Genomic DNA, 23430 nt, shown 5'->3' with positions numbered 1-23430 from the left:
CAGGGTGGTGACCTTCTTGACCGTGTCGTAATGATACGAAGACAGGTTGCCCTTGAGCTTGGTACTGTTGTGCCTATTATCAGACTGCGTGATAACATTCAGTTGAATCCCAATCAGTACATAATTAAAATTAAAGGTATACAGGTTTCTGATGGTGAGATCCTCTTTGACCACTACATGGCCATGAATCCAGGTCATGTAGAGGATGAAATTACCGGTATTCCTACTACCGAACCATCATTCCACCTGCCTGCTACCTGGATCACAGAGGGCCAGAGGGAGAGAGCCGAGAGTCTTGGTTATACTGTAGTAGATCCACCTTCTATCATAGCTACGCACCTTACAGAGATCATAAGAGAGCATATTGCTGAACTTATGACAAGGCAGGATGTACAGAACCTTGTAGACAATCTTCGCGAGAACAATCCTGCACTTGTAGATGAGCTTGTTCCTAAGCTCATGAGCCTTGGCGAGATTGAAAAGGTTCTGCAGAATCTGCTTAGTGAAGGTATTTCTATAAGAGACCTTGTCACTATATTTGAGACTCTTGCAGACTTTGCCCCTTCAACTCATGATCCGGATATTCTTACAGAATATGTAAGACAGAGCCTCAAGAGGGCTATATCAAGCAAGTACTTTGTTCCGGGTGAGACCACAAGCGTGCTTACTTTGGATCCAAAGATTGAGCAGGAGATCATGAGCAGTGTCAAGCAGACTGAGACAGGCGCATATCTCACCCTTGATCCTGCAAGGACCAAGTCTATACTCACGGCGGTTGGAGAAAATATCAGGCGCCTTGAGGATGCTGGAAAAATGGCCATTATTATGGCATCACCAATTGTCAGAATGTACTTTAAGAAAATGACACAGGATTACTACAAAGATCTTATCGTCATTTCCTATAATGAAGTAGAACCAACTATCGAATTACAATCAGTGGGGATGGTAACGGCATAGTATGATTATCAAAAAGTATGTTGGAAAAACTGAAAGCGAGGCAACTGAAGAGGCAAGAAAAGAGCTTGGGCCCAATATTGTGGTCATGACAGTAAGACCGGCCAAGAAAACAGGCTTTTTTTCTATTTTTCAACCTCAGAAGATTGAGGTCACAGTTGGCCTTGAAGAGGAAACTGAGAGAGCGCCAAGATCTTTTTCTCCTGAAAAAGAAAGGACTGTAACTCCTAAGGTTTCTGCAGATGATTATTCTCAAAAGGATACCATCATCGCATCAGGGGGAAGAGTTACCCCAAAACCCTCTATGGTTTCAGAAGTAAAGGATGATAACAGTGCAATTGAGGAGAAGCTTGATAACTTAAGTAATCTTCTTGAAAAGAATTTCCTTAAGCCTGAGAAGAGCTCTTTGGATGATAAAAAGGACTTTGATGAACCTGTGGCACCTGCAAACAGGCCTTCTAAGAATAGTGAAGTCTCTGAAGAGACAATGTCTTTTATAAAACTTCTCTATAACACTCTTATTGAGAATGAGGTCGATGAGATCTATGTAAATCAGCTTACAGATGAAGTTGAAAAGATTTCAAAGCCGGGACTTCCTTTCGATTATGCACTTGCGAATGTTTATCAGAAAATGGTGCTTAAATTCGGTAAGTCTGAGCCAATAGAACCAGTTACAGATGGGCCCAGGGCAGAGATCTTCATTGGACCAACAGGAGTTGGAAAGACTACAACTATAGCCAAGCTTGCTTCAGAGCTTTCAGTAACTCAGAAAAAGAAAGTAGCTCTTTTAACTGTTGATACCTACAGGATTGCGGCAGCTGAGCAGCTTCGTACCTACGCTTCAATTCTTGAGATTCCATTTAGGGTAATATACACTGTTGAAGAGATGAAGCAGGCAGCCGAGGATTTTAAGGACTACGACTATATCATGGTGGATACTGCTGGGCATTCTCTTCACAACGAAGAGCTTAAACAGGGAGTTGAGAGCTTTATAAGAGTCCTTGAAGATATCATGGACTGCGAGAACTTCCTTGTTTTATCAGCAACTACCAAGTATCGCGACCTTATTGAGATAGCAGATGCATATTCCGAAATGGTGGCTTATAAGCTCATCTTTACCAAGATGGATGAGACTGGAGCCAAAGGTAATCTTTATAATATCAGGATCCACACAGGATCACCTATTGCCTATATCACCAATGGACAGAATGTACCTGATGATATTGCGGTATTTGATGCTCAGAGGATCGTCAAGAATTTGTTGGGTGGAAAGAGTTAAGCCCTGGGGGAATCAATGGATCAGGCAACGCAGCTTAGAAATATAATCAAAAACACTAATACGCCCCAAAGGCCGCTTGCAAGGATAATTACTGTTACAAGTGGAAAAGGTGGAGTAGGTAAGAGCAATGTGGCAATAAACCTTGCCGTGCAGTTTCGCAAGATGGGAAAAAGAGTCATCATCCTGGATGCAGACTTTGGTCTTGCCAATATTGAAATAATGTTTGGAACTATTCCAAAGCATAACTTAAGCGATCTTATATATCAGGGAAAGAACATTAAGGACATCATAACCTGGGGACCTGAAGGTGTTGGCTTTATTTCAGGTGGCTCTGGTATTTCTGGAATGTATAACCTTAGCAGGGACTACCTTGTGTATATTATTGTGAATCTTGCCCAGCTGGATGCCATTGCAGATATCATAATAATTGATACTGGTGCTGGAATTTCAAATGCAGTTATGGAATTCCTTGTGGCAAGTGGTGAGATAATTCTGGTAACAACTCCGGAGCCAACATCAATAACTGACTCGTATTCTCTTTTAAAAGCGCTGAATCAGTCACCGAGGTTTTCAAGAGAAAATACAAAAGTAAAAGTAGTTTCAAACAGGGTTTCATCGGATGAGGAAGGGCAACAGCTATTTAATAAGCTTAATGCTGTTGTGGCAAGGTATCTTAAGCTTCCACTTACATATATGGGAGCAATCCCTCAGGATCAGATGCTTGCAAGAAGCGTTATGCAGCAGTCTCCGGTTTCAATCCAGTATCCGAATGCCAAGTCTGTAAAGGCATTCGAGGCTATCGCTGGACACCTAATGAATCCAGGTGAAACAATGGAGGTTAAGCAAAGGGGCATGGCAGCTTTCTTTTCGCATATCATCACAGGCAGAAAACTGTCTAGTACACAAGTAACAAATGGTACTCAAGTATGATATACTGATAATATATTAATCTGGATGGAGAATCTTAAAAGTATGCTCACTGACTACATTTCGCCCGGAAACAGGGTGGAGCTTAAAGCCACAGGTAAGGTGTGGATGGACGAAGACGTCCGTACCAAGCACATATATATGAGCAAAATAATGGATGTAACAAGCGATGACAGGGTTGAGATACTGATGCCTTTTGAAAGAGGCAAGATAGTTCTTTTACCTGTTGATGGTGAGTACAGCATGTGCTTTTACTCAACCAAGGGCCTGTTTCAGTGTTTTGCAAAAATTGTGGACAGATACAGATCTGACAATATGTATATTCTTGTTATGGACCTTACTAGTGAACTTAGTAAGCTTCAGCGAAGAGAATACTACAGATTCAGCTGTGCTCTTGAACTTAAATCAAGGCTCTGTTCAAAAGAGGAGCTGGAAGCTTTCGAAAAAAACCGAAAGTACCTGGTTGACCCGGGAGACAACCTTCAAAGAAGTGTCGTGGTCGACATAAGCGGAGGAGGACTTAGGTTTGTAGCAAACTTCCAGTATGAAGAGGGCAGTACCATTTATTGTGCTTATCGTTTGCCTGGCAGTTTAAACGATAAAGAGTATGAAATGATCTGTAACGTGTTGAAGGTACAGGAACTGGAAAGCAGACCCGGATTATTTGAACATAGGATCCAGTACGTGTATATTGATGAGAATTCCAGAGAAGATATCATTCATTTCATCTTCGAGGAAGAACGAAAAATCAGAAAGAAGCAGACTTAATTATGAAAAAAATTATAATTATTGATGACTCTGCACTCATGAGAACTGTACTGAGTGATATTATTAATTCAGATTCAAGATTCCAGGTGGTTGACAAGGCTAAAGATGGAGTCGAGGGACTTGAGCTTCTCAAAAAGAGAACCTATGATGCTGTAGTTCTTGATATCAACATGCCACGCATGGATGGCATAACGTTATTAAAAGAACTTCAGAAAGCAGGAATTAAGCAAAAGATCATGATGGCCAGCACCGACACAAAAGAAGGTGCAAAGGTAACACTTGATGCACTTGATCTTGGTGCTCTCGATTTTATCCATAAACCGGACAGAGCTTCTGAGTGTAGAGGAGAAGATTTTACAAGACATTTCATTAACACTCTTGCAGCTGTCGCAGAGTCAAAAGCTCCTGCACCAGCAAAATCTTTCTCTTTTGAAGAAGCAAAGGAATCCCGTAAGGTTATTGAACTGGTAACCAAATCTGCAAGTAAGATCACAGGCAACAAGATCGTTGCAATCGCCAGTTCGACAGGAGGCCCAAGGGCGCTGCAGGCAGTAATCCCTAAGCTTCCCAAAAACCTTAAAACCCCAGTTGTTCTTGTACAGCATATGCCTGAAGGCTTTACAGCTTCTCTTGCTGAGAGACTTGATTCTCTCTCGGAAGTCAAAGTCAAGGAGGCTGCTGAAGGAGATGTTTTACAGGCTGGTACAGTCTACATCTCAAAAGGCGGCAAGCATATGCACATAGTAAAGACTGCTGGAAAACCCACGATCCATTATGTGGATGGTCCAACAAGAGAAGGCGTAAGACCTTGCGCCAACTTTATGTATGAGTCACTGATGGATTCGGACTATGATGAAGTCTGCTGCGTAGTACTTACAGGTATGGGAGCAGATGGAACAGAGGGAATCAAGAATCTAAAGTCTAAAAAGAAAGTTCACGTAATTGGTCAGGAAGAAAGCACCTGTACCGTTTACGGAATGCCCAAAGCAGTAGCAACCGCTGGACTTGTTGATCAGGTCGTAAAACTTGATAACGTGGCCCAGGAAATAATAATGAGTGTCGGTGTGAATTGAGGGTTTAATTGTTTATTCTTTTTTAATCTTTAGCTTCTAAATTCCTCCATTCAAGAAACCGATATCTTGTACAAGAGTATGCGCATAAGCGTTTACTTTTGACAACCAATCATTTCTAAATGGAGGTATATAGGTTATGGATGTTTCCCAGTATCTAAGTGTCTTTCTCGATGAAGCAAAAGAGCACCTTCAGTCGCTCAACGACAACATCATGACTCTCGAGCAGGATCCTGAAAATGAAGATTGTATCAATGAGATCTTCAGATCAGCACATTCTATGAAGGGTATGGCTGGAACAATGGGCTATACCAGAATGCAGAATCTTACTCACGACATGGAGGATGTTTTCTCAGACGTTCGTGGCGGTAAGATCAAGATCAAATCTGCAGATATTGATGTTTTATTGCAGTGCCTTGATGCTATTCAGGGATATGTTGACAATATCACTGAGAATCAGGACGAAGGTACTGATGAACACCAGAACATTATCAAGGCTTTAGCAGACATCAGAAATGGTGTTACAGGCGGTGACGGTGGTGACGCAGCAGAGGCAGCTCCAGCAGCTGAGGCACCTGCAGCTGGCGGCGCATCATCAGCAGATGGCGCATCTGATTATAAGGCAATAAAACTCGATCCTTCCGTTAAATCAACATTGGAAGAAGCAGTTTCACAGGGCAAAAAGCTTTATGGCGTCACAGTACATATTCAAGAGTCCTGTATCCTTAAGGCTGCAAGAGGCTTTTTAGTATTTAAGGGCCTTGAAGAAATAGGTGAGATAGCAGTTTCTGATCCTTCAACTCAGGACATTGAGGATGAGAAATTTGATTATTCATTCAGTCTTATTCTTATTACTGATGAGTCAAAAGAAAAGGTTGAAGAAATTGTAAAGGCAGTATCTGAGGTTGAAGGCTGTGAATGCGGCGAATTTGATCTTGGAAGTGCCAAGACAACAGAAGATAAAGAAGAGGCTCCAGCAGCACCTGCAGCAGAGGCTGCACCTGCACCAGCAACACAAGCACCGGCACCTGCAGCAGCATCAAAGCAGGCACCGGCACCTGCAGCAGGAGCAGCAGGCGGAAAGAAACCTGTTGGAAAGCCTGTTGTTAATAGAACAGTCCGTGTTGATATTGAGAAGTTGGATGTTCTTATGAATCTGGTAAGTGAGCTTATCATTGCCAAGAACTCTCTTATTTCAGCAGCTAACACCTCAGGTGTAAGTAACGGAAATGTAAATGAGCAGATTGAGTACCTTGAGAGCGTAACAACAAACCTCCATGAATCAGTTATGAAGGTTCGAATGGTTCCTATTGAGAGTGTACTTCAGAAGTTCCCTCGTATGATCAGAGATCTTAATAAGACCCTTGGCAAGAAGATGGAACTTACAATGACTGGTGAAGAGACAGAAATGGACCGTACCGTTGTTGATGAGATCGGCGATCCTCTGATGCACCTTATCAGAAACAGTGCAGATCACGGTATTGAGTCAGCAGAAATTCGAGCTCAGCGTGGTAAGCCAGAAGTTGGACAGATTTTCCTTCATGCTTTCCAGGATGGTAACAGTGTTGTTATCGAGGTAGGCGATGATGGTAATGGTATAGATGCAGAGGCTGTTAAGAATAAGGCCATTGAAAAGGGCGTAGTCACACCAGATCAGGCTGCTCTTCTTACAGAGAAGCAGTGTGTAGAGCTTTTGTTCCATCCAGGTTTCTCTACTGCCAAACAGGTATCTGAAATTTCAGGTAGAGGTGTAGGACTTGATGTTGTTAAGTCTAAGGTTGAATCACTTTCTGGTGAAGTTACAGTTCGCACCAAGCTTGGAGAAGGGTCCACATGGGTCATCAGACTTCCTCTTACACTTGCTATCATTCAGGCTCTGATGGTAATAATTGGCGAAGAGAAATATGCTATTCCTCTTGATTCTATCCAGAGTATTGAGGATGTTTCTCCTGCAGATATTAAGTTTGTTGAAAATAAAGAAGTTATCAATTTGCGCGGAAGCGTACTTCCTCTTATAAGACTCAATGAAGTTCTTGATACAGAGTCCAAGAGAAATCCTGATGAGGATATGGTTGTTGTAATCGCAAGAAAAGGCGATCAGCAGGTAGGACTTGTAATTGACGAACTCATGGGCCAGCAGGAAATTGTTATTAAGCCACTTGGCAAGTACACCAATAAGTGCAAGCTCATAAGCGGTGCAACCATTCTTGGTGATGGTGAGATTGCTCTTATCCTTGATACCAATTCAATTTTCTGATGAGTATTTAAAAAGAAAGGAAGAATGTTATGAACGAACTTAGAGATAATAGTGATGTAGGAGAGCTTATCCAGTTTATCGTTATCAAGATAGATGATGAGCAGTATGGCATTAATATCAAATACATTGATAATATCGTTAGAATGCAGCAGATAACCAGAGTTCCCAAGGTTGATGATTATCTTAAGGGTGTTATCAACATCCGTGGTGAGATCGTTCCAGTTATGAGTGTAAGAATGAAAATGGGTCTTGCTGAAGATGAGATTACAGGCAAATCAAGAATTATCATCTTAAAGACAGGAGAAGGCGATCTTGTTGGAATCATTGTTGACCAGGTTAATCAGGTACTGACACTTGATACAAATAATATAGAGAAAGTCAGATATGATGATAAAAAGGGAAGTGGTCAGGCAAAATTTGTTGGCGGCGTAGGACATTATGACGGCGGACTTGTTTCAATTCTTGATCTTGACGCAGTCGTTTCCGAAAAGGAAGTAAAAGAAAAGACTTCTAATGCCAGCTGATTGGAGGATTAACTATGGGTGAGATGAGTTTGGACAATATGTCCAACCAGTACTTTGATGTACTAAAAGAGCTAGGTAACATCGGCGCAGGTAATGCTACAACAGCTCTGGCACAGATGATCGGAACTAAGGTAGATATGGCGGTTCCACAGGTTAAACTTCTTGATTTTAAGGATGTTGGCGACCTGATGGGCGGCGCTGAGCAGATCATGGCTGGTATTTATCTTGCAGTTGAAGGTGATATTGATGGAAGTATCATGTTCCTTCTTAACAAGGTAGCTGCAAGACATCTTGTTGATAAACTTATGGGAACCGGGGCAAAGCCTGAAGATGAGGAATTTGACGAGGTTGAGATGTCAGCACTTAAGGAAGTGGGTAATATCATTACAGGTTCATACCTTAATTCCTTGTCAATGATGACAAACCTAAAACTTGTCCCTTCAATTCCTTATGTTGCCATAGACATGGCGGCTGCAATCCTTAGCGTTCCAGCTATTCAGTTTGGAATGATGGGAGATAAGATACTTCTTATTGAGACACAGTTCTTTGATGAGCTAAGGCTCAGTGGATATTTTATTTTGCTACCTGATGTGGATGGATACGCCAAGATCCTTTCTTCACTTGGTATGGGTGATATCCAGGTATAAACGAAAGGGCTAATATGAGTCAAATTATTAAGGTTGGTATGGCCGATCTCAATATTTGTGTGAGCCCTGACGGAATTACTACTTTGGGACTTGGATCCTGCGTTGGAATAGCAGTAAGAGATCCAGTTACCAAAATAGGGGGCTTGGCACATATAATGTTGCCGGACTCAACTGAGATTAAGAATAATTCTAATATTCCTAAGTTTGCAGATACTGGTATAGAAGAACTGATCAAACAGATTGTTGCTAAAGGGGCCAGCAGGCAAAGACTTGTAGCAAAGATTGCAGGCGGCGCGCAAATGTTTGCATTTCAGTCTAATAACCAGACCATGAGAGTCGGAGATAGAAATGTTCAGGCGACTTTGAAAAAGCTTAAAGAGATGAACATTCCGGTTCTTGCTCAGGACACCGGTGACTCATATGGAAGAACGGTCATATTTTATCCAGAGAATGGAAATTTTGTAATTAGGGCAGTAGGAAAGCCTGAGAAAGTAATATGAATACCGATATTGATGAACTTAAAAAAATCAATACGAAGCTGATCACTCCGCTGATAGTGCTTAGTTGTACCGCTATTATTGCGATATTTACTTACTTTAAGCACTATCCAGCTGGTGATTGGTTTATTATTGTTTTTGCTTCTGTAGTTATTTTTCTCGTAATTGGGCTTATAATAGAGAAGATGATCACAAGATTTATGGAGATCAACTATGAAAAGGCTGTAGCAGAAAGAGAAGAAGCAGAACGCCTTGAGGAAGAGGCAAGAGCCGCAATGGAAGCGGAAGGTGGAGAGGAAGTGGAAAATGTTGATCAGGAGCTTCCACCTGAATTCTAAATATTATCTGGGGAAGATAATAAATGGACGAAGCAGGACGTAATAAATTATGGACCGATTATAATAAGAGTAAATCAGCTGATATCCGTGAGCAGCTGATTTTAGAATACGCACCTTTAGTTAAGCTGGTAGCGGGACGACTTTCCATGTATCTGGGCTTTAATGTTGAATATGACGACCTTGTTGGTTATGGCATATTTGGACTTATTGATGCAATTGATAAGTTTGACCTTATGAAGGATGTAAAGTTCGAAACATATGCAAGCCTTCGTATAAGAGGTGCAATTCTTGACCAGATCAGAAAAATGGACTGGATTCCAAGGACCATAAGACAGAGACAGAAGAAGATTGAAGCCGCCATAAGGGAAATTGAGAAAGATGGTGGACATGTAGCCACAGATGCAGAGATTGCTGCAAAAATGGAGATCAGTGAGGATGAGTACCAGAACTGGCAAAACCAGATGAAGGTTACCGGCGTTGTATCCTTAAATGAATTTATGGATCAGGGCGCTGACATTCCAGAGGATTCCAATAACAGAAGTTCTTCCTTTGTAAAGCCTGAAGAGGCTGTTGAAAAAGAAGAATTAAAGAAAATGCTTGCAGAGTCTCTGGAGCTTTTAACTGATAAAGAAAAGAAAGTTATTCTTCTTTACTATTATGAAGAACTGACATTAAAGGAAATAAGTGAGGTTCTTGAAGTGTCGGAATCAAGGGTATCCCAGCTGCACACAAGAGCTCTTCAAAAAATGAGGGAAAAACTTGGTAACTACCTCGGAATTCTTACTAACTCAAGATAACAAAATACTAACTTGCTGAGGTCTATTATGAACGGATATTTTCAACTGGTTATTACTCCAAAGGGCACTGGAATTAGAGTTTTTCCGCCAACTGATGGCGGAGATGCTCTGAATGTCAATGACGTCAGAGACTATCTTGAAGATAGAAAAATTCAATATGATGTTGTAATTATTAACGATGCTGTGACAAAGGCTGAAGAAGGAAGCGTTACTATTTTCACCGATGCTCAGATTCTTCCTGAGCGTGAAGGCTGCAAATATACTGTTTCCAAGGATCGTATGACTGTCACGGCTTTTTTTTATCCTCCAAGCGAGGGTGCGGAACTCATGACTGAAAAAGAGGTACTTGATTCTCTTGCCTATAGAAAGATAACCTATGGGATCCAGAATGATACTATCAAGAACTTCTTCGAACATAGAGAATATTGTAAGGAAATCGTTGTTGCTCAGGGCAAAGAAGTCAAAGAAGGCCACGACGCCAGAATTGAGCTTCATTTTAATGCTAACCTAAGGGCTAAGCCAACTCTGCGTGAGGATGGTAGTGTCGATTACTTCCACCTTAATCTTATTAACAATGTACAGGAAAAGCAGCTTCTTGCTACATTGGTAAAAGAAGAACCCGGTGAAGCTGGAATTAATGTTTATGGTGAAACAATAAAGCCCCACGCAGTAAAGACGACTTATATCAAGGCCGGAAAAAACACTGTTTTATCTGAAGATAAACTACAGCTGTTTGCTGAAAAAGCAGGGCATGTTACTGTAAAAGAAGGAAAGATAACTGTCTCAGATGTACTTACTGTTGAAAATGTTGATGTATCAACTGGAAACATTGAGTATGAAGGAAGTGTTGAGGTAAAAGGGGTTGTCGCCAGCAATTTCTCGATAAGGGCCGGCGGAAATATTATTGTTAAGGGCATTGTTGAAGGAGCTACGCTGGATGCCGGAGCAGACATCATTTTGGAATGTGGTGCTAAGGCTGGTGGAAATATCAAGGCTGGTGGCAATATAGTGACAAAGTTTATAGAAAATGCTACTGTTTCTTCACGCGGAAGTATTTCAAGCGAGTGCATCCTTCACTCAAACGTATCATCGGGTACTGAAATAAATGTAACAGGTAAAAGAGGCTTTATTGCAGGTGGAAAGGTTACTGCAGCTGACAGGATCACTGCAAAAGTCCTTGGATCTGAAATGGGAGCCAATACCATAATTGAAGTTGGCGCTGATCCTCAGCTTAAGATAAGGCTTAAGGACCTGCAAAAGAGCATAACCACTGCCAATAAAAATATTGAAAGCATGAAGCCTACACTTGAAGGCTTTAGTAAGATGCTTAAGGCTGGCGCTAAGTTTACACCTGAGCAGATAGCCAATGTAAAAAAGCTGATGGAAGCCAATAAGATCCTTACAGCTCAGATTGAAAAAGATCAGGAAGAATATTCAGAGCTTATGGAGAAACTGGCTGAGTCCAAGGAGGCTGATGTAATAGTTGAGGGGACAGCATATCCTGGAACAACAGTTAATATCGGGGAATTATCAATGATAGTTAAAAAACCTGTCCAATATAGCAGGTTTGTAGTCAAGGAGGGAGATGTTCGTTTAGCGCCCATATGATATAGTATGTGGCTAAGGAAGGAGGAGCTATGTCAATTAACCATATTGATTTTGGGGTAATGGCCACTTCAACAGATGTGACCACTATAAAGGCTTCAGAAGAAGCAAGACCACTGGCTGATCAGCATAACTTCCAGACCCAGTTCAACGAAGAGGTTCAGAACAACCAGCATTCAGTTAATGCAAAAAACGATATAGACCAGGGTCAGCTTAACTCCAATGCACAAGATAAAGGCTCAAATGAATACATGGGGGATGGCGGAAGAAACAGAAGACAGGGTGAAAAGAAAAATTCTCCAGAAGAAAGAACACTCACAAAAGAGCAAATGGAAAAAATGGCTGAGAGTATGCACGACAGAAATGGCAAACCCATTGATTTTCGTATTTCTTCCGGCTTTGATTTGAAGATTTGAGCTATCTATATTATAATGTATTGACGTGTGTGCATAACCGCGTTTAGTTTTTTGTGGGGTATTTGGGCGGAGAAATGATAAGTATTACAGAGATTGTTCTTATTGTTGCCGGCTTTGCGGCAATAATATTAGGTTACCTTCTTCCTGCCGGCAAGGACATGGATGAAGAAGACAAGATGCTCATGGAGAGGGAGATCCGTGAGCTTGTTAGGCGTGAGGTCGAGGATCAGAAGGAAACCATCGAAGACATGGTCGGGGACAGTGTCGAAAATTCTTTAGACAGGACAGAGCGTGCAATGGAGCGCATTTCTAATGAGAAAATGTCAGCTATTGGCGAATACTCTGATACTGTTATCAATGATATCCACAAAAATCACGATGAAGTAATGTTCATGTATGACATGCTCAATGACAAACATAAGAATCTTACAAATGTTGTCAGTGAGGTCACGAAAAAGGCCGACGAAGCCAAGCAGGTTGTTCGGGATGCTGAGGCAACTGCCAAGGAAGCTCAGGAGGCTTCTAACAGCATGCTTGCAGCAACGGAAGAAAAGAGCAATGTAAGGGCCATTCTTCTTGATGAAACCGATGACAAGCTAAGCGGCATCAGAATTCCATATAAGGAGAAAGCAAAAGAGCCTTCGGCTGAATTTAGAGAGAAGGATTTTGGACAGGAACTTCGAGAAGATGCTCTTATAGATGAACAGGATGTTCCAACTGGAAATGTTGAAAGCGGGTATGTTGATCAAAGAAATATCAAGGAACTTGAGGGCCTTGATAAGATAGGTGCCAAAGTTCTTGATAAAGATGAAATATCCGCAGCCCATGTCATTGGCAGTACATCTTCAGAACAGGCAAATAATAAAGTCGTTCCCATAACAGAGGCTGTAAGGGTAGAAGGAAAATCTAAAAATCCTGACAGATCAATGCAGGAGCTTACAGCAAATGATCCTGTTTCGCAGAACAAGCAGATCATAGAAATGCACAAGGCTGGCAAGTCAAATATGGTGATTGCCAGAGAACTGGGACTTGGAATCGGAGAAGTTAAGCTTGTTATAGATCTTTCTAACAAGCATAGAAAAGTAAGATAAGGAAAGTATGTAAATGAAACTGAAGTATTATCTTCGCGGTATGGGAATTGGAATAATCCTTACTGCGATAGTTATGGGCTTTGCTTTGGGAGGCAGAAAGGCTACACTGAGCGACGCTGAAATAATACAAAGAGCTAAGTCTCTTGGAATGGTTGATGGCGACAGCGGAGTCTTATTAGATTCACAGGATCAGGAAGGTGAGGAAACAACAGATGATACATCTGCATCCAGTACGCCGTTATTTGAAGAAGGAGCTAAAATACCTGAAAAAGAACAACAGGAAGTCGCTGTCACAGGTTCATCAGTTGCAGAAGTGGCTGAAGAAGAGGAAGAAGGAAAAGATGCGACTTCAGAAGCTTCAAAAGATAAAAGCAGCGATATTGCATCATCTGCAAAAGAAGCCAGCACAACTTCCCAGTCAGGAAAAACAAGTGTGACAGAATCCTCTGCATCATCATCAACATCATCAGCTTCTGAAACAGGAAAGGTGGCTGCAGCAACTACAGAGTCATCAACTTCATCAGCTTCAGCTAGTGAGGCTTCAACAGTTGATCAGACCAACGCTTCATCAGAAGCATCAACATCAAATTCTACATCAAATTCTACATCACAGACAGGCATAAACACTTCTTCTAAGACAGTTACTATCCCTGGCGGACTTGGATCAGACCAGGTGGCGCAGATCCTTGTTAGAGAAGGCGTTATTGACAATGCAGTTTCTTTTAACAAATACCTTGTAGATAGCAGAAAGGACAGAATAATAAGATCTGGTGTTAAAACTATTCCTGCAGGTGCTACATACGAACAGATAGCTTCTATTATTACAAAGTAATTTTTCAAAAAAGAGCAGAAAACTGCTCTTTTTTGAATTTTAATATATAAAAATATATTGAATTCTTGATATTGCTATGTTATTATAACTAAGCTGTGTCTAAATAGGATGTTTATGCCCATTTGCACGGCAGTAACAAATAAACACGTGTATCTGATCCTGGTTTTGGTGTCAGATTTTCTGATCGAAACCCGGGCCTGCCGCAAAATGACGCTTTTTGCGGAATTACAGGTTAAGGATATACGGAAGATTAACCAAACGGAGGTATTAAAATGAGCGTTGTATCAATGAAACAGTTACTTGAAGCAGGTGTACATTTTGGACACCAGACCAGAAGATGGAACCCTAAAATGGCTCCTTACATCTTCACAGAGAGAAACGGAATCCACATCATCGACCTTCAGAAGTCAGTTGTTAAGGTTGACGAGGCTTACAAGGCAGTATTCGAGATTGCACAGCAGGGTGGAACAATTCTTTTCGTAGGTACTAAGAAGCAGGCTCAGGATGCAGTTAAGACTGAGGCAGAGCGCTGCGGAATGTACTACGTAAACGAGAGATGGCTTGGTGGTATGCTCACTAACTTCAAGACAATCCAGAGCAGAATCGCAAGAATGAAGGCTATCGAGAAGATGCAGGAAGATGGAACATTTGATGTTCTTCCTAAGAAGGAAGTAGCTCAGCTTAAGAAAGAGCTTACTAAGCTTCAGGCTAACCTTGGCGGAATCAGAGATATGAAGAGAATCCCTGACGCTATCTTCGTAGTAGATCCTAAGAAGGAGAGAATCTGCATCCAGGAGGCAGAGGCACTTGGAATCACACTTATCGGTATTGGTGATACAAACTGCGATCCTGAGGAGCTTGACTTCATCATTCCTGGTAACGATGATGCTATCAGAGCTGTAAAGCTTATCGTTGGCAAGATGGCTGATGCTGTTATCGAGGCTAACCAGGGTGCTGAGGCTGATTCAGCTGCAGATTATGTTGCTGAGGGTGCTGAGGCTGAGGCTACAGACATCGAGGAAGTAGCAGCAGAGTAATTCCTATAAATACAATATTAAGCAGATTTTCTGCATATAACGGAGGATAAATAGATGGCTATTACAGCAGCAATGGTTAAAGAGTTACGTGAGTCTACAGGCGCTGGAATGATGGAGTGCAAAAAGGCTCTTACAGAGACTAATGGAGATATGGATCAGGCTGTAGAGTACCTTAGAAAAATGGGTATCATGAAGTCTGAGAAGAAGGCTAGCAGAATTGCGGCTGAAGGTCTTACAAGAATCGCTGTTAAGGATGATCAGACAGCAGCTGTTGTTGAGGTTAACTCAGAGACAGACTTCGTTGCACAGAATGAGAAGTTCCAGGCATTTGTTGAGGCAGTTGCTAAGCAGGCTGTTGAGTCAAACTCACAGGATCTTGAGTCATTCATGGCTGAGAAGTGGAACCTTGATCAGTCTAAGACTGTTAACGATGCTCTTGTAGAGATCACAGCAGTTATCTCTGAGAAGCTTTCAATCAGACGTTTTGAGAAGGTTACAGCTCAGAACGGTATCGTTGTTCCTTACGTACATGGCGGCGGAAGAATTTCAGTTCTTGTTGAAGCTACTACAGATGTTGTTAACGATGACATCAAGGATGCTATCAAGAATATCGCTATGCAGGTTGCAGCTCTTAATCCTAAGTTCGTTTCTTCTGAAGATATTTCAGAGGAATACAGAAACCACGAGAAGGAGATCCTTCTTGCTCAGGCTATGAAAGAGAATGAGGAGCTTCCTGAAGGAAAGAGAAAGCCTCAGGAGATCATCGAGAAGATGCTCAATGGACGTCTTGTAAAAGAGTTCAAGGAGATCTGCCTTAATGAGCAGGTTTATGTTAAGGCTGAGGACGGAAAGCAGTCTGTTGGTCAGTACATTGCACAGGTTGGCAAGGCTAACAATGCAAACATCAAGATTGCCAGATTTGTTCGTTTTGAGACAGGTGAAGGTATCGAGAAAAAGAACGAGAACTTCGCTGAGGAAGTTGCTAAGCAGGCAGGTCAGCTTGGCTGATAATCTTGTAATTTTTAGGGCTCTGGCTTTTGCCAGAGCCCTATTTTTTTATGGAAATTTAAGGCTATTTGTCTTATACTAGTGTAGTGCATTTTGGGATTTCTAAAATGCAAACGTGTGAAAAAAGGTTGGGTGATCTTAAGTTGGAGCAAACTGTTACTATTAAAGGCACCAAGTCTGGAATCATTTTGGTTTTGGATCCTGGTCCATCTTTTGATTGTATCTTAAAGTCTATCGCTGAAAAATTTGGGGAAGCAGCTACATTCCTTGGTAAAAACAATATGGGGCTTCTTATCAGAGGAAGAAAGCTCTCTGATAGTGAGATGCAGGAAGTTTTAAAGGTAATTGAAAAAACAACGGATCTTACAATTACCTGTATCATTGATGAAGAATCTGACTATGAAAGAGTATTTTCTGATAAGCTGCCTGGTGATGAGCCTTTGGAGACTCCTGTTACTGATGCAGGAGATATTTCGTTATCAGACATTCAGGATAATGCTATTGTTTACAAGGGCAACCTTCGTTCTGGTCAGGATATTTCAAGTGATAAGAGCATTATCATTCTTGGAGACGTTAAGCCAGGAGCAAATGTGACATCTTATGGAAGCATTTTTATTCTTGGAGAACTGAGAGGAAATGCATTTGCTGGAGCAATGGGTGATAAAAGAAGCGTCATAATGGCTCTTGAACTTGATCCAATACAGATAAGGATTGCAGAGACTATTGCGATTTCGCCAGATGCTGAAAAGGGCACTAAGATAAAGATCAAAAGAAAGAAGCTATTAAAGGACACAGAAAATGGTCCGGAAGTAGCATATATCGAAAACGGCCATATTGTTAAAACAAGTTATGGTTCAACATTTTTAAGACAATTCTACAAAATTTAAATATTAGGAGGAAAGCATGGGAGAAGTAATAGTAATAACATCAGGAAAGGGAGGCGTTGGTAAGACAACCACAACTGCCAACCTTGGAACAGGACTTGCTAAGCTTGGCAAGAAAGTAGTTCTTATTGATACAGATATAGGACTTAGAAACCTTGACGTGGTAATGGGACTTGAGAATAGGATCGTCTATAATCTTGTTGACGTAATAGAGGGAAACTGCAAGAGAAATCAGGCACTTATAAAAGATAAAAAGTATGAGACTCTTTTCCTTCTGCCAGCTGCTCAGACCAAGGACAAGACCAGCGTAACACCTGAGCAGATGAAAAAGCTCACAGATGAGTTAAAAGAGGAGTTTGATTACATAATCCTTGATTGCCCTGCAGGTATTGAACAGGGATTTAAAAACGCAATTGCAGGCGCAGACAGGGCTTTGGTTGTAACAACACCTGAGGTTTCAGCTGTAAGAGATGCTGACAGGATCATTGGACTTCTTGAAGCCAATGAGATCAAAAAGCCTCAGCTTATCGTTAACAGGCTTCGTCCTGATATGATCAAAAGAGGCGATATGATGTCTGCAGAAGATGTTGTAGATATTCTTGCTGTTGAGCTTATTGGCCAGGTTCCAGATGATGAGAACATTGTTGTTGCAACAAACAATGGTGAGCCCTTAGTTGGTGATAATTCCCTGGCTGGACAGGCTTATATGAACATTTGCAGAAGAGTAACTGGAGAAAATGTACCATTTTTGGATCTTGATGCTAAAAAAGGTATTTTCTCATGGTTCAAAAAGAAATAATCGGAGGGCAAACAGGTGAAAATTACTGATATTTTCAAGAAAAAGTCATCTAGTGATGTGGCCAAAGATCGCCTTAAGCTCGTTCTTGTTTCTGACAGAGCCAGCTGCTCTCCAGAGCTTATGCAGAGGATCAGAAGCGATATCATTGAGGTTTTATCCAAGTATGCTGAGATTGATATGGATGGTATTGATATCAATTTCACTCAGATGGACACAGAGGACAACGCAACTGGTACTGTTCCGGCTCTTTACGCTAACATTCCTATTAAGAATATGAACCACAACGTTAAGTAAAATGGACTATATGAATGTAGGGCTTACCCAGGATGAAGCAATAAGCTTATATGAAAAGGGTAAGGGCAATGTACAAATTGATAATATAGGAAAGACCAACCTTGATATCATCAAGGAAAATGTATTTACTTACTTTAACTTGATCTTTTTTATCATGGCTTTGCTTCTTATAATATCGGGAGCTTTCAATTCACTTACCTTTCTTCCGGTAATTATTTGTAATGCCCTGATCGGAATATTTCAGGGAATAAAAGCCAAGAACGTGCTGGACAAGCTAAAGGTTTTAAATCAGTCATCTCAGGTGGCTATAAGGGATGGATCTGAAAGAACGGTTCCTATTGATAAGCTTGTACTTGGAGATGTGATAGTTCTTTCAGCCGGAAGTCAGATCTGCGCTGATGCTGAGGTTTTAGAAGGCGAGATTACTGTCAATGAAGCACTTCTTACTGGAGAAGCAGACGAAATCACTAAAAAAAGTGGAAGCAAGCTCATGTCGGGAAGCTTTGTTGTTTCTGGAAAGTGCCTTGCAAAGCTTACGAAGGTTGGAATGGATTCCTACATTTCAAGGCTTATGTTAAAGGCAAAGAAGATGCCTTCCTCTGAGCAATCTGAAATGGTCAAATCCATTAACAAGATTGTAGCATTTGCAGGAATCATCATTATTCCAATAGGAATTTCTCTTTTCATACAAAGCTTTTACATTCAGGGCAATTCCTTTGCTGAAAGCATTCCTTCCATGGTTGCAGCCCTTATTGGAATGATCCCGGAGGGACTTTACCTTCTTCTTAGTATAACTTTAGGTCTTAGCACAATAAGACTTGCTAAACAAAAGGTAATGCTGCATGACATGAGAAGTATTGAGTCTCTTGCTCGTGTAGATACTATTTGCGTTGATAAAACAGGTACTATTACTGACAACAGCATGCTGGTAGCAGAAACTGTATTGGCTGACGGAAACACGGATCCGGAATCTATTGACTATTATGATAACCTGATTGCTGATTATATTGGATGTGTTCCTGATGACAACATAACAATGCATGCACTTGAGGACTATTTCCCCATAAGAAATAGCCGGACCTGCATTTCTTTTCACCCATTTTCTTCAAAGCACAAATACAGTGCAGTTCAGTTTAAAGATGGAACTTATGTGTTGGGAGCACCAGAGTTTGTGCTTAGAGGAAACTTTGAAGAGTATAAAGATATAATTCAGGGCTATGCTTCAAAAGGATTAAGAGTGCTTTGCTTTGCAGCTTATTATGGCGGAGCTGATGGCAGCGCCATAGTAGATGAGAATTCTGATGATATTTCTTTGGATGTACCAAATAGTTCATTAGAAGGCGCCAAGACTGTGCCACTTGTATTTATCCTTCTTCAGAATCCTATAAGAGAAGCCGCAAGGTCCACCTTTAAATACTTTAAAAAACAGGGCGTTGAAGTAAAAGTTATTTCAGGAGATAATCCGCTGACTGTATCTGAAGTTGCCAAGAATGCGGGAATTGATAAAGCAGAGAGATATGTTGATGTAAGCACTTTGGAGGATGAAGATATAAGAGATGCTGTTCGAAAATACAACGTTTTTGGACGAGTTTCTCCTGAGCAGAAGCAAAAGATAATAAAGGCCTTAAAAAAGGATGGGCATACAGTTGCTATGACTGGTGATGGAGTTAATGACATTCTTGCCATGAAGGATGCTGACTGTTCAATTGCAATGGCTGCAGGCTCAGAAGCTGCAGTACAGGCAGCCCAGGTTGTTTTGATGGACTCTGACTTTGCTAAAATGCCAAAGATTGTAGGCGAAGGACGAAGAAATATCAACAACATTGAAAGAACAGCCACGCTGTTTCTTGTAAAGAATATTTTTTCTTTACTCCTTGCAGTTTTCTCCATCATAAATGTCTGGACTTATCCTTTACAGCCATCACAGATCACCATGGTAAGCCTTGTAAATATTGGAATTCCTGGATTCTTTTTAGCAATGGAGCCTAATAACAGGAGAGTAGAAGGACACTTTCTTATTAAAGTGCTTTTAAAGGCTATGCCTGCAGCTCTTACTGACTTTTTTGCAATAGCTGCACTTGTGGTTTTTGGTAACACATTTGGAGTTTCGCCTGATGATGTATCTGTTGCTGCGACATTCCTTTTGGCAATTGTGGGATTTATCATTCTTGCCAATGTATGTGCACCTCTTAACGGATACAGTATTAAGGTTATAGGCGGCTCTATTGTAGTAATGATCTTGGGTGCCATTTTCTTCCATGATCTGTTCTCTATCAGTTATGTGTCTGTAGAATGTGTAATGCTTTTCGTACTTTTTGCAATTGCAACTGAGCCGTTCATGAGGTATCTGACTATGATATTTACGGCGGTTGAGCACAGAATGCAGAAATTTTTTAGTCAAAATATAGCAAAGAATTAACCATATTATTATTTTGTGTTATAATAAATAGCATAAAATCCAATTTAGGAGTATGTAGTAATGGAAAATCAGGATAAATATGAATCATTAAAGCTTAGCAATCAGCTTTGCTTCCCACTCTATGCATGTTCAAAGGAGATCATCAGGAAGTACAAGCCTTATTTGGATGATATTGATCTTACTTACACTCAGTATATTGCCATGATGGTTCTCTGGGAGAAAAAGACTGTCAATGTAAAAATGCTTGGCGAATGCTTATATCTTGATTCCGGTACACTTACTCCTGTACTTAAGAAGCTTGAATCCAAGGGTTATATCACAAGAGAAAGATCCAGTGAAGATGAGAGAAATCTTGTGGTATCAATAACTCCAGAAGGAGAAAAACTTAAGGATAAAGCTTTGTCTATTCCACCTTCAATGGGATCATGTGTAAAGCTTACTGCAGAGGAGTATCAGGTCCTCTATAAGCTTTTATACAAGATTATTGGAAATGTTAGATAATCTTTATTGATTTTTTGTCCCCATGATATATAATGATATTCGGTCAGTTGTGCGTTTTCTGTGACTTTTTCTTTTCTTTGCGCTGCAAAGTCAAAAAATTAACAAAAACGCACATTATTTTTGGAGGTTTTTTATGAGTTCTCATGCATCTAATGAGAGCATGAGCCACGAGCATCATCACCATCATGACCCTGAGCATATGAAGGCCATTGTTAACAGGCTTTCTAAGGCTATAGGTCATCTTGAGTCTGTCAAGAAGATGGTCGAAGATGACAGGGATTGTACAGAAGTCCTTGTTCAGCTTGCGGCTGTTCGCTCCGCTATCAATAACTGCGGAAAAGAAATACTTAAGGAACACATGAGCCATTGTATTGTTCATGCTGTTCAAGACGGCGATGAGAAGGCAATTTCCGATCTCAATGAAGCTGTTGATAAATTTATGAAAAACTCATAAGTAATTATGAGATTTTATGTGAAAGGGGCGAAACACCTTGTCTATTCCAATTTTAAGTGTAGTTAACTTTCTAATCTTATTTCCCTTCATCATGGCAGTACTTATTTTCCTCTTAAGGGAGGCAAGTCCGCTTAGGAGTGCGATCATAATGCTCGGCGGCTTTACAATTATGGCCGGCGCTATTTATGTTGCAGTGAATGTACTTATTTCAGGGGATGCATCACAGTTTGTATATCTTGAGCACACACATATACCAGATATGCTTGCTGTATGCGGCGAAGTATTCCTTATGCTTTTGGTATGCTTTTTATCAATCAAGTACAAGAAATACTATGCAATCATCTTTTCACTTGCAGGAACAATACCTGTACTGTGGATGGATCTTACTGGTAGAGCAGTAGAGGGCAATCCTCATGTCAGGATCGATACCTTCGCAGCTGTTATGTATCTGATAGTTGGAGTTGTTGGTATTCTTATCTGCATCTATGCATCAGGTTATATGAAGGATTATCATCATCATCACACTGATGTTCAGGACAGATCCAATTATTTCCTTGCTCTTATGTTTGTATTCCTTGGAGCAATGTTTGGACTTATTTCATCTGATTCACTTTCCTGGATCTATTTCTTCTGGGAGATTACATCGGTATGTTCATTCCTAATGATCGGTTATACAAGAACTCAGGAAGCAGTAGACAACTCCTTCAGAGCTCTGTGGATGAACCTTCTTGGAGGATGCGGCTTTGCAGCTGGTCTTATGATCTGCAACTTGGGACTTGGTATTTCCAATCTCAGCCAGGTTACAGAGGGCGGTATTGAGCTTATTATCGTTCCTGTTACTTTGTTTGCATTTGCTGCTCTTACAAAGAGTGCACAGTTCCCATTCTCAAGATGGCTTCTTGGCGCCATGGTTGCACCTACACCATCAAGTGCACTTCTTCACTCAGCTACAATGGTTAAGATCGGTGTATATATGCTGATCAGACTTTCACCAGTAATGTACGGAACACTTACAGGTGTTATGATCACAGTCATTGGTGGATTTACATTCTTTGCAGCTTCACTTCTTGCTATCACAGTAAGCGATGGCAAAAAGGTACTTGCTTATTCAACAATTTCAAACCTTGGACTTATCACAGCCTGCGCAGGAACTGGTACACCTGAGGGTGTATGGGCTGCTGTAATGCTGGTTCTTTTCCATGCTGTATCCAAGTCACTTCTGTTCCAGACAGTTGGTGATATTGAAAACTGCATGCATAGCCGTGACATTGAGGACATGCACGGTCTTATCATCAAACTTCCAAGACTTGCATTTATCATGATCATTGGTATTTGCGGAATGTTCCTTGCTCCATTTGGTATGCTTGTTTCCAAGTGGGCAGCTCTTAAGTCTTTCGTAGATTCAGGTTCTGTATGGCTTGTACTTTTCCTTGTATTTGGTTCAGGAAGCACACTTTTCTACTGGGCTAAGTGGCTTGGCAAGATCTGTACAGTAATCCATCAGTCATTCGAGCTTGAGGATATCACTCCAAGAAGTGAAATGGTTTCAATTTTCCCTCTTACTTCACTTATTATCATCATGTGCTTTGCATTCCCTTGGATGTCAGGTAACATGATTCAGCCAATTCTTGATGAGGCATTTAACACCAATATTCCTGATGTTATTGGAGGATCAGATGTAATCATCATGATGATCATGGTTGCCATGGTATTCATGATCCCAATTGGATCAAGATTCCTCTCAATTGGTAAGAATTCCAAGATGACAATGTCTTATGTTGCCGGTGTAAACGCTGGTGACGACAGACACTATATCGATTCTTTTGGAAAAGAGAGAGCTCTTTACATGTCCAACTGGTACATGAGAGACTACTTCGGAGAAAATAAACTTTTGAACCCTTGCATTTGGGTAGCAGCTGTACTTGTGGCAGTAATGCTTATCGTAGTAGTAGGAGGTGCTATCTGATGGAATACGGATTTATTATTAAAGCTTTACTTTATTTGATATTAGCACCGCTTCTTGGCGGATTAT

At 40.9% G+C, this 23430-nt stretch carries 24 protein-coding genes; all 24 read left to right on the top strand.

The features are described from left to right. A partial coding sequence (locus J6I68_RS13035) for a flagellar biosynthesis protein FlhA (RefSeq protein ID WP_292220950.1) occupies positions 1-957 on the top strand: 957 nt, incomplete at its 5' end. A gap of 1 nt (position 958) precedes the next feature. Beyond that, positions 959-2233 carry a flagellar biosynthesis protein FlhF gene (flhF, locus tag J6I68_RS13030; protein WP_292220948.1) on the top strand — a complete coding sequence of 425 codons (1275 nt, stop codon included), beginning with the start codon at positions 959-961 and terminating at the stop codon, positions 2231-2233. Positions 2234-2248: 15 nt separating this feature from the next. Further along, entirely contained in the window at positions 2249-3163 is a 915-nt protein-coding gene (locus J6I68_RS13025; protein WP_292220946.1) for a MinD/ParA family protein, read from the top strand. A 42-nt stretch (positions 3164-3205) separates the two neighbouring features. Next, complete coding sequence (locus J6I68_RS13020; RefSeq protein ID WP_292220945.1) at positions 3206-3928, top strand: flagellar brake protein; 723 nt, start codon at positions 3206-3208, stop codon at positions 3926-3928. A gap of 2 nt (positions 3929-3930) precedes the next feature. Further along, entirely contained in the window at positions 3931-5001 is a 1071-nt protein-coding gene (locus J6I68_RS13015) for a protein-glutamate methylesterase/protein-glutamine glutaminase (RefSeq protein ID WP_292220944.1), read from the top strand. A gap of 136 nt (positions 5002-5137) precedes the next feature. Then, positions 5138-7255, top strand: coding sequence for a chemotaxis protein CheA (locus J6I68_RS13010; RefSeq protein ID WP_292220942.1), 2118 nt, complete (start codon positions 5138-5140; stop codon positions 7253-7255). Positions 7256-7284: 29 nt separating this feature from the next. Continuing rightward, the gene (locus J6I68_RS13005) at positions 7285-7779 is read left to right on the top strand and encodes a chemotaxis protein CheW (protein WP_292204422.1); all 495 of its coding nucleotides are present in this window, start codon (positions 7285-7287) and stop codon (positions 7777-7779) included. Between the two features lie 14 nt (positions 7780-7793). Then, a complete protein-coding gene (locus J6I68_RS13000) occupies positions 7794-8426 on the top strand; it encodes a chemotaxis protein CheC (protein ID WP_292220941.1) in 633 nt (210 codons plus the stop codon). Positions 8427-8440: 14 nt separating this feature from the next. After that, positions 8441-8926, top strand: a complete 486-nt coding sequence (locus tag J6I68_RS12995; RefSeq protein ID WP_292220939.1) for a chemotaxis protein CheD — start codon at positions 8441-8443, stop codon at positions 8924-8926. Beyond that, positions 8923-9261, top strand: coding sequence for a hypothetical protein (locus J6I68_RS12990; protein ID WP_292204419.1), 339 nt, complete (start codon positions 8923-8925; stop codon positions 9259-9261). The genes J6I68_RS12995 and J6I68_RS12990 overlap by 4 nt, the downstream gene beginning before the upstream one ends. A gap of 23 nt (positions 9262-9284) precedes the next feature. After that, positions 9285-10058: a FliA/WhiG family RNA polymerase sigma factor gene (locus J6I68_RS12985; RefSeq protein WP_292220937.1), complete on the top strand. Its 774-nt coding sequence runs from the start codon at positions 9285-9287 to the stop codon at positions 10056-10058. 27 nt (positions 10059-10085) lie between these two features. Continuing rightward, complete coding sequence (locus tag J6I68_RS12980; protein WP_292220935.1) at positions 10086-11666, top strand: DUF342 domain-containing protein; 1581 nt, start codon at positions 10086-10088, stop codon at positions 11664-11666. A gap of 29 nt (positions 11667-11695) precedes the next feature. Then, positions 11696-12079: a hypothetical protein gene (locus J6I68_RS12975; protein WP_292220933.1), complete on the top strand. Its 384-nt coding sequence runs from the start codon at positions 11696-11698 to the stop codon at positions 12077-12079. Between the two features lie 74 nt (positions 12080-12153). After that, complete coding sequence (locus J6I68_RS12970) at positions 12154-13170, top strand: DUF6115 domain-containing protein (RefSeq protein WP_292220931.1); 1017 nt, start codon at positions 12154-12156, stop codon at positions 13168-13170. A 13-nt stretch (positions 13171-13183) separates the two neighbouring features. Then, the gene (locus J6I68_RS12965; RefSeq protein ID WP_292220930.1) at positions 13184-14002 is read left to right on the top strand and encodes a hypothetical protein; all 819 of its coding nucleotides are present in this window, start codon (positions 13184-13186) and stop codon (positions 14000-14002) included. 272 nt (positions 14003-14274) lie between these two features. Further along, entirely contained in the window at positions 14275-15039 is a 765-nt protein-coding gene (gene rpsB, locus J6I68_RS12960) for a 30S ribosomal protein S2 (RefSeq protein ID WP_292204413.1), read from the top strand. Positions 15040-15093: 54 nt separating this feature from the next. Continuing rightward, the gene (gene tsf / locus J6I68_RS12955) at positions 15094-16047 is read left to right on the top strand and encodes a translation elongation factor Ts (RefSeq protein ID WP_292204412.1); all 954 of its coding nucleotides are present in this window, start codon (positions 15094-15096) and stop codon (positions 16045-16047) included. 143 nt (positions 16048-16190) lie between these two features. Then, positions 16191-16934: a septum site-determining protein MinC gene (locus tag J6I68_RS12950; protein WP_292220929.1), complete on the top strand. Its 744-nt coding sequence runs from the start codon at positions 16191-16193 to the stop codon at positions 16932-16934. Positions 16935-16950: 16 nt separating this feature from the next. After that, positions 16951-17730: a septum site-determining protein MinD gene (minD, locus tag J6I68_RS12945; protein ID WP_292220927.1), complete on the top strand. Its 780-nt coding sequence runs from the start codon at positions 16951-16953 to the stop codon at positions 17728-17730. Between the two features lie 15 nt (positions 17731-17745). Continuing rightward, on the top strand, positions 17746-18024 hold the full coding sequence (minE, locus tag J6I68_RS12940; protein WP_292220926.1) for a cell division topological specificity factor MinE: 279 nt from the start codon (positions 17746-17748) through the stop codon (positions 18022-18024). A 1-nt stretch (position 18025) separates the two neighbouring features. Beyond that, positions 18026-20443: an HAD-IC family P-type ATPase gene (locus J6I68_RS12935; protein WP_292220924.1), complete on the top strand. Its 2418-nt coding sequence runs from the start codon at positions 18026-18028 to the stop codon at positions 20441-20443. Between the two features lie 60 nt (positions 20444-20503). Next, positions 20504-20944 carry a MarR family winged helix-turn-helix transcriptional regulator gene (locus tag J6I68_RS12930; RefSeq protein ID WP_292220922.1) on the top strand — a complete coding sequence of 147 codons (441 nt, stop codon included), beginning with the start codon at positions 20504-20506 and terminating at the stop codon, positions 20942-20944. 133 nt (positions 20945-21077) lie between these two features. Next, positions 21078-21398, top strand: a complete 321-nt coding sequence (locus tag J6I68_RS12925) for a metal-sensing transcriptional repressor (RefSeq protein ID WP_330622513.1) — start codon at positions 21078-21080, stop codon at positions 21396-21398. Between the two features lie 148 nt (positions 21399-21546). After that, complete coding sequence (locus tag J6I68_RS12920) at positions 21547-23364, top strand: NADH-quinone oxidoreductase subunit 5 family protein (protein WP_292220921.1); 1818 nt, start codon at positions 21547-21549, stop codon at positions 23362-23364. The last annotated feature ends 66 nt before the right edge of the window (positions 23365-23430 follow it).

It is taken from the genome of Butyrivibrio sp. (genome assembly GCF_017940685.1).
Lineage (GTDB): Bacteria > Bacillota > Clostridia > Lachnospirales > Lachnospiraceae > Butyrivibrio.
The sequence above is the reverse complement of the archived record's forward strand: the minus strand, read 5'-3'. Positions and strand labels throughout refer to the sequence as shown.

Coding starts and splice junctions, on each gene's coding strand:
- J6I68_RS12920 (WP_292220921.1), top strand. CDS start 21,547: ATGCTCGGCGGCTTTACAATTATGGCCGGCGCTATTTATGTTGCAGTG.
- J6I68_RS13010 (WP_292220942.1), top strand. CDS start 5,138: ATGGATGTTTCCCAGTATCTAAGTGTCTTTCTCGATGAAGCAAAAGAG.
- J6I68_RS13000 (WP_292220941.1), top strand. CDS start 7,794: ATGGGTGAGATGAGTTTGGACAATATGTCCAACCAGTACTTTGATGTA.
- J6I68_RS13025 (WP_292220946.1), top strand. CDS start 2,249: ATGGATCAGGCAACGCAGCTTAGAAATATAATCAAAAACACTAATACG.
- J6I68_RS12985 (WP_292220937.1), top strand. CDS start 9,285: ATGGACGAAGCAGGACGTAATAAATTATGGACCGATTATAATAAGAGT.
- rpsB (WP_292204413.1), top strand. CDS start 14,275: ATGAGCGTTGTATCAATGAAACAGTTACTTGAAGCAGGTGTACATTTT.
- J6I68_RS12980 (WP_292220935.1), top strand. CDS start 10,086: ATGAACGGATATTTTCAACTGGTTATTACTCCAAAGGGCACTGGAATT.
- J6I68_RS12990 (WP_292204419.1), top strand. CDS start 8,923: ATGAATACCGATATTGATGAACTTAAAAAAATCAATACGAAGCTGATC.
- J6I68_RS12975 (WP_292220933.1), top strand. CDS start 11,696: ATGTCAATTAACCATATTGATTTTGGGGTAATGGCCACTTCAACAGAT.
- J6I68_RS12970 (WP_292220931.1), top strand. CDS start 12,154: ATGATAAGTATTACAGAGATTGTTCTTATTGTTGCCGGCTTTGCGGCA.
- J6I68_RS12965 (WP_292220930.1), top strand. CDS start 13,184: ATGAAACTGAAGTATTATCTTCGCGGTATGGGAATTGGAATAATCCTT.
- J6I68_RS12935 (WP_292220924.1), top strand. CDS start 18,026: ATGGACTATATGAATGTAGGGCTTACCCAGGATGAAGCAATAAGCTTA.
- minD (WP_292220927.1), top strand. CDS start 16,951: ATGGGAGAAGTAATAGTAATAACATCAGGAAAGGGAGGCGTTGGTAAG.
- J6I68_RS12925 (WP_330622513.1), top strand. CDS start 21,078: ATGAGTTCTCATGCATCTAATGAGAGCATGAGCCACGAGCATCATCAC.
- J6I68_RS13005 (WP_292204422.1), top strand. CDS start 7,285: ATGAACGAACTTAGAGATAATAGTGATGTAGGAGAGCTTATCCAGTTT.
- flhF (WP_292220948.1), top strand. CDS start 959: ATGATTATCAAAAAGTATGTTGGAAAAACTGAAAGCGAGGCAACTGAA.
- J6I68_RS12995 (WP_292220939.1), top strand. CDS start 8,441: ATGAGTCAAATTATTAAGGTTGGTATGGCCGATCTCAATATTTGTGTG.
- J6I68_RS12930 (WP_292220922.1), top strand. CDS start 20,504: ATGGAAAATCAGGATAAATATGAATCATTAAAGCTTAGCAATCAGCTT.
- tsf (WP_292204412.1), top strand. CDS start 15,094: ATGGCTATTACAGCAGCAATGGTTAAAGAGTTACGTGAGTCTACAGGC.
- J6I68_RS13015 (WP_292220944.1), top strand. CDS start 3,931: ATGAAAAAAATTATAATTATTGATGACTCTGCACTCATGAGAACTGTA.
- J6I68_RS13020 (WP_292220945.1), top strand. CDS start 3,206: ATGCTCACTGACTACATTTCGCCCGGAAACAGGGTGGAGCTTAAAGCC.